This window comes from Streptomyces sp. NPDC002884, from assembly GCF_040295245.1.
Taxonomy (GTDB): Bacteria; Actinomycetota; Actinomycetes; order Streptomycetales; family Streptomycetaceae; genus Streptomyces.
On the sequence record NZ_JBEOVB010000001.1, the window covers coordinates 184,260 to 199,923 of the forward strand.

At 70.7% G+C, this 15,664-nt stretch carries 11 protein-coding genes; 4 read left to right on the forward strand and 7 right to left on the reverse strand.

Annotated features, from left to right (window positions below; genetic code table 11):
- Positions 1-22: 22 nt before the first annotated feature.
- The 3 genes from ABT070_RS00850 to ctaC are packed head-to-tail and all read right to left on the reverse strand — an operon-like array spanning position 23 to position 3,110.
- Positions 23-421, reverse strand: a complete 399-nt coding sequence (locus ABT070_RS00850; RefSeq protein WP_020130001.1) for a cytochrome c oxidase subunit 4 — start codon at positions 419-421, stop codon at positions 23-25.
- Entirely contained in the window at positions 418-2,154 is a 1,737-nt protein-coding gene (gene ctaD, locus ABT070_RS00855) for an aa3-type cytochrome oxidase subunit I (RefSeq protein ID WP_351752747.1), read from the reverse strand. The genes ABT070_RS00850 and ctaD overlap by 4 nt, the downstream gene beginning before the upstream one ends.
- Positions 2,151-3,110, reverse strand: coding sequence for an aa3-type cytochrome oxidase subunit II (gene ctaC, locus ABT070_RS00860; protein WP_310430342.1), 960 nt, complete (start codon positions 3,108-3,110; stop codon positions 2,151-2,153). Before ctaC ends, ctaD begins: the two co-directional genes overlap by 4 nt.
- A 308-nt stretch (positions 3,111-3,418) precedes the next feature.
- On the opposite strand from ctaC, the gene ABT070_RS00865 reads away from it, so the two are divergent.
- Positions 3,419-4,801, forward strand: a complete 1,383-nt coding sequence (locus ABT070_RS00865) for a cysteine desulfurase/sulfurtransferase TusA family protein (protein WP_351752750.1) — start codon at positions 3,419-3,421, stop codon at positions 4,799-4,801.
- A gap of 1 nt (position 4,802) precedes the next feature.
- Here the strand turns inward: ABT070_RS00865 and ABT070_RS00870 are convergent, their stop codons facing one another.
- Entirely contained in the window at positions 4,803-5,777 is a 975-nt protein-coding gene (locus tag ABT070_RS00870) for a carbohydrate kinase family protein (protein ID WP_351752753.1), read from the reverse strand.
- A gap of 130 nt (positions 5,778-5,907) precedes the next feature.
- Between ABT070_RS00870 and ABT070_RS00875 the strand changes: the two genes are divergently transcribed.
- Together ABT070_RS00875 and ABT070_RS00880 are read left to right on the forward strand one after the other, a co-directional pair.
- Positions 5,908-6,117, forward strand: a complete 210-nt coding sequence (locus ABT070_RS00875; RefSeq protein WP_351752755.1) for a hypothetical protein — start codon at positions 5,908-5,910, stop codon at positions 6,115-6,117.
- A gap of 129 nt (positions 6,118-6,246) precedes the next feature.
- Positions 6,247-8,064 (forward strand): hypothetical protein, encoded by a 1,818-nt coding sequence (locus tag ABT070_RS00880; RefSeq protein ID WP_351752757.1) that lies wholly within the window; start codon positions 6,247-6,249, stop codon positions 8,062-8,064.
- A gap of 286 nt (positions 8,065-8,350) precedes the next feature.
- Here ABT070_RS00880 and ABT070_RS00885 read toward each other — a convergent pair whose 3' ends face one another.
- The gene (locus ABT070_RS00885; RefSeq protein WP_351752758.1) at positions 8,351-8,707 is read right to left on the reverse strand and encodes an iron-sulfur cluster assembly accessory protein; all 357 of its coding nucleotides are present in this window, start codon (positions 8,705-8,707) and stop codon (positions 8,351-8,353) included.
- Positions 8,708-8,983: 276 nt separating this feature from the next.
- On the opposite strand from ABT070_RS00885, the gene nadA reads away from it, so the two are divergent.
- Positions 8,984-10,168, forward strand: coding sequence for a quinolinate synthase NadA (gene nadA, locus ABT070_RS00890; protein ID WP_351752761.1), 1,185 nt, complete (start codon positions 8,984-8,986; stop codon positions 10,166-10,168).
- 55 nt (positions 10,169-10,223) lie between these two features.
- Here the strand turns inward: nadA and ABT070_RS00895 are convergent, their stop codons facing one another.
- Positions 10,224-12,461, reverse strand: coding sequence for a serine/threonine-protein kinase (locus ABT070_RS00895; RefSeq protein ID WP_351752764.1), 2,238 nt, complete (start codon positions 12,459-12,461; stop codon positions 10,224-10,226).
- Positions 12,462-12,545: 84 nt separating this feature from the next.
- A complete protein-coding gene (locus ABT070_RS00900) occupies positions 12,546-15,650 on the reverse strand; it encodes an efflux RND transporter permease subunit (protein WP_351752766.1) in 3,105 nt (1,034 codons plus the stop codon).
- Positions 15,651-15,664 lie beyond the last annotated feature (14 nt).

Below are 15,664 nucleotides of genomic sequence, written 5' to 3' on the forward strand. Positions count from 1 at the left end.
CTCAGCCTGCGTCCGGCGCGTGCTACTGGGTGCGGCTCTCACCGCGGTAGTACTCGAAGACCCAGCCCCAGAGACCGATGAGGATCAGCGGCAGGGAGAAGTACAGCAGCCACCAGCCGACAGCGACCCCCAGGAAGGCGAGGGCGCCGCCGATGCCCAGCGACAGCGGCTGCCAGCTGTGCGGGCTGAAGAAGCCCAGCTCGCCGGCGTCGTCCGCGACGTCCGCCTCCTTGTTGTCCTGCGCGCCCGCGTCGACCCGCCGGGCGGTGAAGCCCAGGTAGAAGCCGATCATGATGCACAGGCCGAAGGCCAGGAAGAGGGCCGTGGTACCGGCCGGCTCCTTCGACCACACGCCATAGACGATCGCCATGACGAGGACGAAGACGCTCAGCCAGACGAACATCTTGCCCTGGATCTTCACTTGCCGGCCTCCTTGCTGCCCGAGATGGCACTGGCACCGTGGCCGGCGTGCTCCAGCTGCTCGAGCGCGGCGATCTCGGGGTGGTGCAGGTCGAACGCCGGGGATTCACTGCGGATCCGCGGCAGGGTGAGGAAGTTGTGGCGCGGCGGCGGGCAGGAGGTCGCCCACTCCAGGGAGCGGCCGTAGCCCCACGGGTCGTCGACGCCGACCGGCTTGCCGTACTTGGCGGTCTTCCACACGTTGTAGAGGAACGGCAGGACGGACAGACCGAGGACGAACGAGCTGATCGTCGAGATCGTGTTCAGGGCGGTGAAGCCGTCGGCCGCCAGATAGTCGGCGTACCGGCGCGGCATGCCCTCGGCGCCCAGCCAGTGCTGGACCAGGAAGGTGCCGTGGAAGCCGACGAACAGCGTCCAGAAGGTGATCTTGCCGAGGCGCTCGTCGAGCATCTTGCCGGTGAACTTCGGCCACCAGAAGTGGAAGCCGGAGAACATCGCGAAGACGACGGTGCCGAAGACGACGTAGTGGAAGTGCGCCACCACGAAGTACGAGTCGGACACATGGAAGTCCATCGGCGGCGAGGCCAGGATGACGCCGGTCAGACCACCGAAGGTGAAGGTGATGAGGAAGCCCGTCGCCCACAGCATCGGTGTCTCGAAGGACAGTGAGCCCTTCCACATCGTGCCGATCCAGTTGAAGAACTTCACGCCCGTCGGGACGGCGATGAGGAACGTCATGAAGGAGAAGAACGGCAGCAGTACGCCACCCGTGACGTACATGTGGTGAGCCCACACCGTCACGGAGAGACCGGCGATCGAGATGGTCGCGGCGATGAGGCCCATGTAGCCGAACATCGGCTTGCGGGAGAACACCGGGATCACTTCGGAAATGATCCCGAAGAACGGCAAGGCGATGATGTACACCTCTGGATGGCCGAAGAACCAGAAGAGGTGTTGCCACAGCAACGCGCCGCCGTTGGCCGCGTCGAAGACATGGGCACCGAACTTGCGGTCCGCCTCCAGGGCGAACAGCGCGGCCGCGAGGACCGGGAAGGCCAGCAGGACCAGGACACCGGTCAGCAGGACGTTCCACGTGAAGATCGGCATCCGGAACATCGTCATGCCGGGCGCGCGCATGCAGATGATCGTGGTGATGAAGTTGACCGAGCCGAGGATGGTGCCGAAGCCGGAGAAGGCCAGACCCATGATCCACATGTCGGCGCCGATGCCCGGGCTGCGGACCGCGTCCGACAGCGGGGCGTAGGCGAACCAGCCGAAGTCGGCGGCACCCTGCGGGGTGAGGAAGCCGGCGACGGCGATGAGCGAGCCGAACAGGTAGAGCCAGTAGGCGAACATGTTCAGCCGCGGGAAGGCGACGTCCGGCGCGCCGATCTGGAGCGGCATGATCCAGTTCGTGAAGCCGGCGAACAGCGGCGTCGCGAACATCAGCAGCATGATCGTGCCGTGCATCGTGAACGCCTGGTTGAACTGCTCGTTCGACATGATCTGCAAGCCCGGCCGGGCGAGCTCGGCGCGCATGAGGAGCGCCATCACGCCACCGATGCAGAAGAACGCGAACGACGTGACCAGGTACAACGTACCGATGGTCTTGTGGTCGGTGGTCGTCAGCCACTTCACCACGACGTTGCCGGGTTGCTTGCGCCTGACCGGCAGCTCGTTCTCGTACGAGTCCTCAGCTGCGGCGGCACCCTGGGGTTCGTTGAGGATGCTCACAGGTTGTTCGTCTCCCGGTTCTTCTCGTGGCTCGTCTGCTCGATGCCCGCGGGAACGTAACCGGTCTGCCCCTTCTTCACGAGGTCCTTGAGGTGCTGCTCGTAGCGCTCCTGGGAGACGACCTTCACGTTGAAGAGCATCCGCGAGTGGTCGACGCCGCAGAGCTCGGCGCACTTGCCCAGGTAGGTGCCCTCCTTGTTGGGGGTCACCTGGAAGGAGTTGGTGTGGCCCGGGATGACGTCCTGCTTCATCAGGAACGGCACCACCCAGAAGGAGTGGATGACGTCACGCGAGGTGAGGACGAAGCGGACCGTCTTGCCCTCAGGGAGCCAGAGGGTCGGGCCGGGGTTGTTGGTCTGCGGGTTCCGCTCACCGGGAGTACCGCAGGTGTAGACGCCGCCGGCGTTGTCGGGGAAGTCCGTCTTGAACCGGTCCGGGATCGCGGCCAGGTTCTTGTCGGTCTTCGCGTCCCCGTCGGAACCGTCGACGTTCTCGATGTAGTTGAAGCACCAGCTCCACTGGAAGCCGACCACGTTCACCGTGACATCGGGCTTCTTGTCGAGGCTGAGCAGCTTCGATTCGTCACGGGCCGTGAAGTAGAACAGCACCGAGACGATGATGATCGGAACCACCGTGTACAGCGCCTCGATGGGCATGTTGTACCGGGTCTGCGGAGGAACTTCGACCTTTGTGCGGCTGCGCCGGTGGAAGAAAGCACTCCACAGGATCAGGCCCCACACCAGCACGCCGGTGGCCAGCGCGGCTGCCCAGGAGCCCTGCCACAGGGAGAGGATCCGCGGAGCCTCTTCTGTGACGGGGGTGGGCATACCAAGGCGGGGGAAGTCCTTGTATGTGCAACCGGTGGCGGTCGCCAGGACCAGGCCCGCGGTCATTGCCTGGAGCAGCTTCCGCCGCATCGGGCGCCGCGGCGAGCGGTCGGAGCCGTTGGGACTCACGTAGCGCCTTCCCGAGAGTCTCGCCCGCGCGGTTGGCTGCGGCCTGCCTTCTCGCGGGTCGGTCGCCGCCCTGCGTCGGGCAGGGGTTTGGATGTTTATGCGGACCAAACCCTAGCCGACGCCCTCCGGGGGTTCGCGGGGAGGGTGGCATACGCGCCGCGGGTCACCCCGAAGGGGTGGGGAGAGCGCCTGATAGCGCCTAATAGCTCGTCAATGCGGCTTGTATGGCGGCTACCGGCCCCCTGCGGCTGTCGCGCAGATCCCGCGCCCCCGGGCTGCTCGCCCCACCGTCGCCTTACCGTTGGCGTGTGTCCTACTTCGACGCTGCATCCGCCGCTCCCCTGCATCCCGTCGCCCGTCAGGCGTTGTTGGCCTCGCTCGACGAGGGGTGGGCCGATCCCGCCCGGCTGTACCGGGAGGGGCGGCGGGCGCGGATGCTGCTGGACGCCGCCCGGGAGGCGGCCGCCGAGGCGGCCGGTTGCCGACCGGACGAACTGGTCTTCACCTCCTCGGGCACCCGGGCCGTGCACTCCGGGATCGCGGGCGCGCTGGTCGGGCGCCGGCGGGTCGGACGTCACCTGATCGTGTCAGCCGTCGAACACTCCTCGGTACTCCATTCGGCCGAGGCGTTCGAGGCGGAGGGCGGGACGGTGACCCGGGTGCCGGTGGTCAGGACCGGCGCGGTCACCGTCGAGTCGTACGCCGACGCCCTGCGGCCGGACACCGCGCTCGCCTGTCTCCAGTCGGCCAACCACGAGGTGGGGACCGAGCAGCCGGTGGGCGCCGTGGCCGAGCTGTGCCGGGAGGCGGGGGTGCCGCTGCTGGTGGACGCGGCCCAGTCGCTGGGGTGGGGGCCCGTGGAGGGTCCCTGGTCGGTGCTGGCGGCGAGCGCGCACAAGTGGGGCGGGCCGTCGGGCGTCGGTCTGCTCGCGGTGCGCAAGGGGGTGCGGTTCGCCGTCCAAGGGCCGGTGGACGAGCGGGAGTCGGGGCGCGCGGCCGGGTTCGAGAACCTTCCGGCCATCGTGGCCGCGGCGGCCTCCTTGCGGGCGGTGCGGGCGGAGGCGGCGGCCGAGGCGGTACGGCTGCGGGAGCTGACGGCGCGGATCCGGGCGCGGGTGGGGGCCGTCGTACCGGATGTGGAGGTCGTCGGGGATCCGCTGCGGCGGCTGCCGGGGATCGTCACCTTCTCCTGTCTGTACGTCGACGGGGAGGCGCTGCTGCACGAGTTGGACCGGGAGGGCTTCTCCGTCTCCTCCGGCTCGTCCTGCACCAGCAGCACGCTGACGCCCAGCCATGTGCTGAAGGCGATGGGGGTGCTGAGTGAGGGCAACGTGCGGGTTTCGTTGCCGATGGGGGTCGCCGAGGAGGACGTCGAGCGGTTCCTCGCCGTGCTGCCGGGGGCGGTGGCGGGGGTGCGGGAGAAGCTCGGGGCGCCCGTCGCGGTGGCCGATGCCGCCGTACGCGGCGACGCGCTCGTCGTGGACGCGCTGGGCAAGCGGTGTCCGATTCCCGTCATCGAGCTGGCGAAGGTCATCGGGGAGGTGCCGGTCGGGGGCACCGTGCGGGTGCTGTCCGACGACGAGGCGGCCCGCCTGGACATCCCCGCGTGGTGCGAGATGCGGGAGCAGGAGTACGTGGGTGAGGAGCCGGCGGACCGGGGCTCGGCCTATGTGGTCCGCCGGCTCTCCTGAGTCACGCCAGGTGCTTGCGGACCTCGGTGGCGGCCTCGTCGCCGTAGGCCTTGGTGAAGCGGTCCATGAAGTGGGCGCGGCGCAGCTGGTACTCCTGGGTGCCGACCGTCTCGATCACGAGGGTGGCGAGCATGCAGCCGATCTGCGCGGCACGCTCGTGGGAGACGCCCCAGGCCAGGCCGGAGAGGAAGCCGGCGCGGAAGGCGTCACCGACGCCCGTCGGCTCGACCTTGGCCTCCTCCTCCGGGCAGCCGACCTCGATCGGGTCCTCGCCGGCCCGCTCGATACGGACGCCGCGTGAGCCGAGGGTGGTGACGCGGTGGCCGACCTTGGAGAGGATCTCGGCGTCGCTCCAGCCCGTCTTGGACTCGATGAGGCCCTTCTCGTACTCGTTGGAGAACAGGTAGGTCGCGCCCTCCAGCAGTATCCGGATCTCGTCGCCGTTCATACGGGCGATCTGCTGGGAGAAGTCGGCCGCGAAGGCGATCGAGCGGGTGCGGCACTCCTCCGTGTGGCGGAGCATCGCCTCCGGGTCGTCGGCGCCGATCAGGACCAGGTCCAGGCCGCCCACGCGGTCGGCGACCGTCTTCAGCTCGATGAGGCGGGCCTCGCTCATCGCGCCGGTGTAGAAGGAGCCGATCTGGTTGTGGTCGGCGTCGGTGGTGCACACGAAGCGGGCCGTGTGCAGGGTCTCGGAGATGCGGACCGACCCGGTGTCGACGCCGTGCCGGTCCAGCCAGGCCCGGTACTCGTCGAAGTCCGCGCCGGCTGCGCCGACCAGGATGGGGTCGGTTCCCAGCTGTCCCATGCCGAAGGCGATGTTCGCGCCCACGCCGCCCCGGCGCACGTCCAGGTTGTCGACCAGGAAGGAGAGCGAGACCGTGTGCAGCTGGTCCGCGACGAGCTGGTCGGCGAAGCGGCCGGGGAACGTCATGAGGTGGTCGGTGGCGATGGAGCCGGTGACTGCGATGCGCACGGCGTGGACTCTCCTGTGGGGAGGGGGATTGACAGTTCACGCTACCCGGTGGACCCGCGCCACTGAAGCAGTGGAAACTACCCGATAGTAGATCTTTCTTCGCGGGCTCAGGCGTGCATACGGTTCGGCTATGACGAACCTCAAGGTCCACGCCCCCTCTCCGGCCGACCTCGACGGCGACCTGGCGTCGCTGCGTGGTGACTGCGCCCGGATGGCGCGGCACTGGGCCGCCCCGGAGAAGATCACTTCCCGCCCTGTCTCCCCGTCACTCATCCTCGGCGTGACCGTCCCGGCGGCGTCGGCGCGGCTGCTGGAGGCGATGCCGGACTACGGCAACTAGGGGTAATCCCTTCGATTTCCTTCGGACGGCGCTCGGGAGGGAACCGTGCGCTCCCCCGTCGCGTCCCATCGCCGTCCCCCGTAAAGGGGACGTGAGGTACGCCACCAGGGCAGCCGAAGGAGCGATGCGGTGAACACCGAGCGACCCGAGAACGACGACGCCGCGCGCGAGCCGGAGGAGACGGGTTCGGAGACGGCCGAGGCCGAAGAGGCCGAGGGCCGGAAGACGCGGGCCGAGGACGCGCGGGCCGAGGACGCGCCGGTCAAGGACGCGCCGGCCGGCGAGGCCGGCGTCCCGGAGAAGGAGGCCGGCCTGCCCGGCACTCCCGTGGGCTCCGACGCCGCGGCTCCCGCCGTTTCCGAGACCGACGCCACCGCCGACGCCGGTCCGCGGGCCGCCGCGGCCGAGGCCGACGCCCCCGTCGACACCACCGCCGGCACCGACGAGGCGCCCGCCGATCCCGACTCCGGGGCGGACGAGCACCTCGTCGCGCCGGTGGCCGAGGACGCGCCCCCGGCCCACCCGCGGCGCCGCTCCCCCGTGCTCATCGCCTCCGTCGCGGCCGCCGTGCTGCTGGTGGGCGGGGGCGGGGCCTATCTGACCTCCAGTGCGGTCGGCGGCTCCGGCGGGGGTGCGGGCTCCGGGTCTCCGTCCGGGGGCGGCACGCCCGCGGCGCTCCCGCTGGACGACTACGCCGGGGGTACGGGTACCCCCGAGGGCGGTACGAGCGGCATCGCGCCCGGTGAGCCGAACCCCTACGGGGTGACCTACACGGCCGACGGCGCCCTCCCCGACGGTCCCGGCTCCGCGCCCGTCTACTGGGCGAAGGGCGAGGTCACGAAGGACGAGGTGGCCCGGCTGGCGAAGGCGCTGGGGGCCGAGGGGACGCCGGTCGTCGACGGGGAGGCCTGGAAGGTCGGCGCCGGGAACGACGGCTCGGGCCCGGTGCTGCGGGTGAACCGGCAGGCGCCGGGCATGTGGACGTTCACCCGGTACGCGCCCGGCACCGACAACTGCACGGCCGGCACCGACAAGTGTGCCGTGGAACCCGCGACCCCGGCCGCCGTCCCGGTGAGCGAGGCGGCCGCGAAGAAGGCGGCGGCGCCGGTCCTGAAGGCCGTCGGACTGGACGGTGCCCAGACGGACGCGAGCCAGGTCATGGGCAGCCAGCGGATGGTGAACGCCGACCCGGTGTTCGGCGATCTGCCCACCTACGGCTGGACGACCGGGATCGGCGTCGGCGCCCAGGGCGAGGTCGTCGCCGGGAACGGGCAGCTGGAAACGCCGGTGAAGGGCGACACGTACCCCCTGCTGAGCGCGCGCGAGGCGCTGGACGCGTTGAACGCGGCGGCGGGGACGGACCACCGGATGGGCATCGGCGGCTGCGCCAGTCCGGTGCCGCTGAAGGACCGGCTGGAGAGCCCGTGCGGTGCGTCCACGACCGCTTCCCAGGCGCAGACGGCGACCGTCGAGGACGCGGTGCTCGGGCTCGCCCCGCACACCTCCGGCGGACGGCAGGTGCTCGTACCTTCCTGGCTGTTCGACGTGAAGGCCGCAGGGGTCGCGGGCGGCTGGACGGTGACGCAGCCGGCCGTCGAGCCGGCGTACCTGAAGTCCGCCACGACACCCACGCCGACGCCGAGCGCCTCCTCGGGAACGCGTGACGTGAAGGTGGACGGCTACAGCGTCGCGGGCGAGGAGCTGACCGTGAGCTTCACCGGCGGGGTGTGCGGCGACTACAAGGCCACGGCGGCGGAGAGCGGCGACGAGGTGAAGGTCACCGTGACCGAGACGCCCTGGCCGGACAAGATCTGCATCCTGATCGCCAAGGAGTACCACCAGACCGTGCACCTGGACGAGTCCCTGGGCAGCCGGAAGGTGGTCGGGTCGGACGGCGGCGCGATCCCGCTGGAGAAGCCGGGGGCGCGGCTGCCGCAGGCCCGGTAACGCCCGGCGGCAGCGGTTCGCGCGGCGCGAACGCGAAGGCGGCGGCCCCCTTGGAGGGGACCGCCGCCTTCGTGTCGTTCAGCGGTGCGAACGGGCGACCCAGGGCCTCTCCGGCAGATCATGCCGCAGACGCGGGACCCGTCACGCCGATCTGTGGCGTTGTCGTCGGTTGCCAACGCTCCGCGTTGACGCCCTCCTCCGCCTTGCAGCTCGACGCACCGAGCCCCGCTCACCCGCGATGATGAGGCGCCGTCGATTCCCTGCAACCTGATCCGCCGGACAGGCCCTAGCTGAAGGAGTCGCCGCAGGCGCAGGAGCCCGTCGCGTTCGGGTTGTCGATCGTGAAGCCCTGCTTCTCGATGGTGTCGACGAAGTCGATGGAGGCGCCGCCCAGGTACGGGGCGCTCATGCGGTCGGTGACGACCTTGACGCCGTCGAAGTCCTTCAGCACGTCGCCGTCGAGCGAACGCTCGTCGAAGAAGAGCTGGTAGCGCAGGCCGGAGCAACCGCCGGGCTGAACGGCGACGCGCAGCGCCAGGTCCTCGCGGCCTTCCTGGTCGAGCAGGGCCTTGACCTTCGCCGCGGCGGCGTCGGACAGGAGGATGCCGTCGCTGACAGTGGTCTTCTCGTCCGATACGGACATCTACATCTCTCCCGGGTTGTACGGAGACTGCTTGCCGACGTTTCCAACCGTCGGGGCCGCGGATTCATTCCGGGCCGAGGAGTCGTGTTTCCAATTCTTCCTCTTCTTGCCTTTCATGCTCGCACACGTGCGATGCGGCGAACAGCGGCCTTCGAAGCGGCGCCGGTCGGGCGGCGGGATTCACGTCACATCGACGCGATGACCATCGTCAAAGTGACATGAAGCGGGTTATGATAGATAACGTCAGATCGACGAAAAGTAGAAAGGGTGCGTGCCGTGACCACCGCCCAGACCACGGAGCTCGACGTACAGCCGACTCCGCTCGCCCTGTTGCTGCTCGGCCGTGAGGCCGACCCGAAGAGCGAGCGGGGCGTCGAGTGCCCCGGCGACCTGCCCTCGCCCTCGGACCCGGACCTGGTCGCGCGCGCCCGCGCCGCCAAGGAGAAGCTCGGTGACAAGGTCTTCGTGCTCGGCCACCACTACCAGCGCGACGAGGTCATCCAGTTCGCCGATGTCACGGGCGACTCCTTCAAGCTGGCCAAGGACGCGGCCGCCCGCCCGGAGGCCGAGTACATCGTGTTCTGCGGTGTGCACTTCATGGCCGAGTCCGCGGACATCCTGACGTCCGACGACCAGAAGGTGGTCCTCCCCGACCTCGCCGCCGGGTGCTCGATGGCCGACATGGCCACCGCCGAGCAGGTCGCCGAGTGCTGGGACGTGCTGACCGAGGCCGGCATAGCCGAGCAGGTCGTGCCCGTCTCGTACATGAACTCGTCCGCGGACATCAAGGCGTTCACGGGCAAGCACGGCGGCACGATCTGCACCTCCTCCAACGCCCAGCGGGCCCTGGAGTGGGCGTTCGAGCAGGGCGAGAAGATCCTGTTCCTGCCCGACCAGCACCTCGGCCGCAACACCGCCGTCCGGGACATGGGCCTGTCCCTGGAGGACTGCGTCCTGTACAACCCGCACAAGCCCAACGGCGGGCTGACCGCCGAGCAGCTGCGCGACGCGAAGATGATCCTGTGGCGGGGCCACTGCTCGGTGCACGGCCGGTTCAGCCTGGAGTCGGTCGAGGACGTCCGCGCCCGGATCCCCGGCGTGAACGTGCTCGTGCACCCCGAGTGCCGGCACGAGGTCGTGGCCGCGGCGGACTACGTCGGCTCGACCGAGTACATCATCAAGGCGCTGGAGGCGGCCCCGGCCGGCTCGAAGTGGGCCATCGGCACCGAGCTGAACCTGGTGCGCCGGCTGGCGAACCGCTTCGCGCCGGAGGGCAAGGAGATCGTCTTCCTCGACAAGACGGTCTGCTTCTGCTCGACGATGAACCGCATCGACCTGCCCCACCTGGTCTGGACCCTGGAGTCCCTCGCCGAGGGCAAGCTGGTCAACCGGATCGAGGTCGACCAGGAGACCGAGGCGTTCGCGAAGCTGGCCCTGGAGCGGATGCTGGCGCTGCCGTAGCAGCACCCGCCCTGGCCCGCCGGCACCCGACGTCGCCGGACGCCGTGGGCCCGGATCACCCCGACAGCGGCTCCTGGTCGGGGTGGGCCGGGTCCAGCGTGAAGACGGTCCCGTCGGGGGCGAGCACCACCAGGGCGCCCTCGTCGCGGAACACCCGCGCGGTGTGGAAACTCGTCGGGAAGACCTGCTCGGCACGCGCCGGGGACTCCCACAGCAGCCGGCCCGTCGCCGTGTCGAGCGCGGCCACCCGCCCGGCGGCGCTGGCCGCGAACAGGGTCCGGCCCCGCGCGTCGGGGACGGGCCTGCCGGGCTGCTGAAGAGTGGTCGAGGTGGCCCACACCCTCTTTCCCGTCCCGGGCTCGTGCGCGGTCACCAGGCCGCTGGAGGCGGCGAAGCAGAGCACCCCGCCGACCAGCGCGGCCTCGCCCCGTGGGCTGCCCGGCAGGTTCTTGCGCCGCACGGCCCCCGTCTCCGGGTCGATCAGCAGGACCTCGGTGTACGTCGAGTCCCCGGACATCGGCTCGTCCCGTCCACCGAACGCCAGGAAGACCAGATCACCGTCGACGTCACCGACATGCTCGAGGTCGCCGTCCGGCACGCTCACCTTCCGGGTCGAGCCGTCCGCCGGGTCCACGGCGTAGAACACGGTGCGCGACGGCGAGCCCGCGTCGCCGCAGCCGGCGTACGGGAGGCCGCCGATGTCGTGGAACTCGCAGGAGTAGGTCGGCCCGGCGGGCAGGTCCGTGGTCCAGCGCGCGGTTCCGTCGCGCGGGTCGCGGGCCGTCACCCGTCGGCCGTCCGGGGTCAGCAGCAGATCACCGACCACGGCGGGCTGGACGGCCCGGCTGTCCATGGGACGCGACCAGAGCCGCTCACCGGTGCCGGAGTCGAGGGCCACTACCTTCATCGTCGTGTCGTCGCCGGTGCTGCTCACGACCGACTGCCTGACCAGCAGCACACCGTCGTGCTCCCCGAGGACCGCGCTGTCGTACTCCTCCCGTCGCACCCCCGAGGGCACGGAATCCGCGCGCCAGGCGAGCCGACCGGTGGTCGCGTCGACGCGCACGGGGAGGACACCGTTGCCCCCGCAGTACAGGGCGCCCTCGCCCGTCGCGCAGGACAGCGTGGTGCCGTAGGAACTCCCGTCGCCGTTCATCGGCTGGGTCACGCCGGAGAGCGCGGCCCCGTAGACCGAGGTCCGCCACGGCTTCCAGTCGGCGGGCAGCGGGTCCCAGCGGGAGGTCCTCGGGGCGGTGCCGTCGGACGCCGCGCTCGCGTCCCCGCGCCGGAACGGGTCGAGCAGGAGGTATCCGGTGAGCGACACGGCCAGGACGCCCGCCACTCCGGCCAGGACCGGCCACCGGCGCAGCCGGGAGCGGCGGCCGGTGTGGGACGGGGCGGCGGCCGGCCCCGGCTCCTCACTCGCCGCGGGCACCGGCGCGGGCGGCAGCCGCAGGGTCACCGTCTCCGGGTCGCCCGCCGCGGCTTCGGGCAGCGCCTCCGCGAACTCCCCGGCCAGCTCGTCAAGTCCGGGCCGGTCCGCGGCGTCCTTGGCCAGGCATCGGGTCAGGACCGCGCGCAGCGGCTCGGCGACCGCGTCCACCGTCGGTTCCTCGTGCATCACCCGCCACGCCGTCAGATAGGGGCTGTCGGCGTCGAAGGGACCGCGGCCGGTCGCCGCGAACACCAGCAGCGCGCCGAGGGAGAAGACGTCCGAGGCGGGGCCGACCGAGCGGGCGTCCTTGAACTGTTCCGGGGACATGAACGGCGGGGTGCCGATCGCGTGCCCGGTCTCGGTGAGGGTCTGGTTCTCGGTGGCGCGGGAGATGCCGAAGTCGATGACCCGGGGGCCGTCCTCGGCCATCAGGACGTTGGCGGGCTTGAGGTCGCGGTGGACGACCCCGGCCCGGTGGATGTCGCGCAGCGCCTCCACCAGGCCCAGGGCCAGTCGGCGCAGCTCCGCCCCCTTCAGCGGGCCGGCGCCCCGGATCCGGGCGGAGAGCGCCGGTCCCGGCACGTACTGGGTGGCCATCCAGGGCCGTACGGCCTCCGGGTCGGCGTCCACGACCGGCGCGGTGAAGGCGCCGCTCACCTTGCGGACGGCGTCGATCTCCTGCCGGAAGCGGGCCCGGAAGACCTTGTCCTCCGCGTACTGGGCGTGCACCACCTTGACGGCGACCTCACGCCCCGAACGGGACCGGCCCAGATAGACGACGCCCATGCCACCGGATCCGATCCGGTCGACGATCCGGTATCCGCCGAGCGCCTTCGGGTCGTCCTTGTGCAGCGGCAACGCCCGGTTCCCTTCCCCCGTCGAGCACATCCGAGTTCACAGGATATGAAACCCGAACGGGGGAAGGACACCGGCGCGGCGGCGTCAGACTCCGGCCGGTTCCGGGGTCTTCTCGGGTTGTGCGGGCTGCCGCTTCGCGGCACGCTTCCTCGCCCGGCGCTCCTTGCGGAGTTCGAGCATCGCGTACAGCGTGGGGACGAGCAGCAGGGTGAGCAGGGTCGAGGTGATCAGACCGCCGATCACGACCACCGCCAGCGGCTGGGCGATGAATCCGCCTTCGCCGGTGACGCCCAGGGCCATCGGGAGCAGGGCGAAGATGGTCGCCAGCGCCGTCATGAGGATCGGGCGCAGCCGGTGCCGGCCGCCCTCGATCACGGCCTCGACCACGCCGTACCCCTGCTTGCGGTACTGGTTGACGAGGTCGATCAGGACGATCGCGTTGGTCACCACGATGCCGATGAGCATCAGCATGCCGATCATCGCCGGGACGCCCATCGGGGTGCCGGTGACGAGCAGCAGGCCGATCGCGCCGGTCGCCGCGAAGGGGATGGAGACCAGCAGGATCAGCGGCTGGACCAGCGACCGGAAGGTCGCCACCAGCAGCATGAAGACGATCGCGATCGCCGCGAGCATCGCCAGGGCGAGGTTCTTGAACGCGTCGTCCTGGTCCTGCGAGACCCCGCCGATCTCGGCCGTGGCGCCCGCCGGGAGCTTCAGCGCGTCGAGCTCGGAGCTGAGGTCGGCGCTCACCGCGCCGGTGTTGTCGCCGGTCGGCTTGGCGGTGATGGTGGCCGCCCGCCGGCCGTCGATGCGGGTCATCGAGACGGGGCCGTCGACCAGTTCCACGGTGGCGATGTCACCGAGCCTCACCTTGCCGAGGGGCAGGTCCTGGAGCTGGGCGAGCGTGGTGGCGGGCTTCGCCGAGGTGATGACGACATCGCGCTCGGTGTCGTCCAGGATCGCCTTCGCGGCCGTCGTCCCGCGGACCGCCTGGGCGACCGCCGCACCGAGCGTCTGGTCGTCGAAGCCGGCCGCGGCGGCCTTGGCGTCGGCCCGGACCGAGATGCGCGGCACGCTCTGCGAGAGGTCGCTGGTCACGTCGGTGACCTCGTCGAGGCCGGCCACGGCCCCGCGGACCTGCTCGGCGGCCGTGCGCAGCACACCTGCGTCGGCCGCCTTCACGACGACGCGCAGGTCCTGGCTGCCGAAGCCGTCACCGGCGGCGACGGTGGTCGTGCCGATGCCGTCGAGCTTCTTCAGCCCGGCCTCGATCCGCTCCTGGACGTCCTCGTACGAGGCGGAGTCCTCGATCATCACCTGGTAGGAGGCCTGGTTGGTGTCGGTGCCGCCGCCGAAGGCCGCCATGAAGCCGGAGGAGCCGATGGTGACCTGATAGTCCTTCACGCCCTCGGTGCCGGCGAGCAGCCGCTCGACCTTCTTCGCCTGGGCGTCGGTCGCGGCCAGACTGGTGCCCGGCTTCAGCTCCTGCTTGACCGTCAGGACCTGCTGCTCGCCCTGGTCGAAGAAGTTGGTCTTCAGCAGGGGCGCCATCGCGAAGGTGGCGATCAGCACGACGGCCGCGATCGCCACGCTGGTGAGGCGGCGCCGGGTGGCGAAGCGCAGGACGGGGACGTAGACGCGCTGGAGGCGGCTCTTCGCCTCCTTCTCCTCGGCCGCGCGACGGGCTTCCTCGGCGTCCTCGGGGGTGCCCTTGGGGGCGCGCAGGAACCAGTACGACAGGACAGGGACGACCGTCAGCGACACCAGCAGGGAGGCCAGCAGGGCCGCCGTCACGGTGAGGGAGAACGCGCCGAACAGGGCGCCCACCATGCCGCCGACCAGGCCGATCGGCAGGAACACGGCGACCGTGGTGAGGGTGGAGGAGGTGACCGCGCCGGCCACCTCGCGGACGGCCGTGATGATCGCGGACTGCCGCTCCTCGCCGTAGCCGAGGTGGCGCTTGATGTTCTCCAGGACGACGATCGAGTCGTCGACGACCCGGCCGATCGCGATGGTCAGCGCGCCCAGCGTCAGCATGTTCAGCGAGAGGTCCCGCGTCCACAGGACGATCAGCGCCAGCACCACGGAGAGCGGGATGCTGACCGCCGTCACCAGCGTCGAGCGGATCGACGCCAGGAACACCAGGATGACGAGAACGGCGAAGAGCAGACCGAGGGCGCCCTCCGTGGTCAGGCCCTCGATGGCCTTGGCGACGGCCGGACCGTTGTCGCTGACGACGGTGATCGTCGCGCCCGGGCCGAGGTCCTGGCGCAGGTCGGCCAGCTCGGCGTCGACGGCGTCGGAGATGGCGACCGCGCTGCCGTCGTGGTCCATGGTGACCATCACGGCGAGGCTGGGCCTGCCGTCGGTGCGGGTGAGGGAGTCGGCCGGGGCCTCCTCCTGCCGCACCGCGGCCACGTCACCGAGCCGGACCGGCTTCCCGCCGCCGAGCCCCGGGATCCGCAGGTCCTCGATCTGGGCGACGGTGGTGTAGCCGCCGCCGACCCGGACCGTGCGGTTGCTGCCCGCCTCGTCGAAGGAGCCGGCCGGGACGGTCGCGCCGCCCGCCTGGAGCGCCTGGGCGAGGGACTGCGTGGTCAGTCCGGCCTTCGCCAGCTTCGCGTCGTCCGGGGTGACGGAGACCTGGAGGTCCCGGACGCCGGTGACGGTGACCTGGCCGACGCCGTCGATGTCCCGCAGCGCCGGGACGACGCTCCGGTCGAGCCGGTCGGCGAGGGCCTGCTGGTCCTTGTCGGAGGTGACCGCGAGGACGACGGTCGGCATGTCGTCCGTGGAACCGGCGACGACCTGCGGGTCCACGGCGTCGGGGAGCTGGACGCGGGCCCGGTTGACGGCCTGCTGGACGTCGGCGACGAGCTGCTTGGTGTCGTTGCCGTAGTCGAAGGACGCCACGATGACGGCGTTGCCCTCGCTCGCCGTGGAGGTGACGCCGGTGATGCCGTCAACTCCCTCGAGGTTGTCCTCGATCGGCTCGACGACCTGCTTCTCGACGACGTCCGGGGAGGCGCCCTGGTAGGGCGCGAGGACGGAGACCATCGGGAGTTCGATGGTGGGCAGGAGCTGTTGTTTCAGTTGCGGGATCGCGATCGCGCCGAAGGCGATCGCGACGATGGACATGAGGCCTATCAGGGCCCGTTGCGCGAGGCTGAAGCGGGACAGCCAGGACATGGGTACGGGTCTCG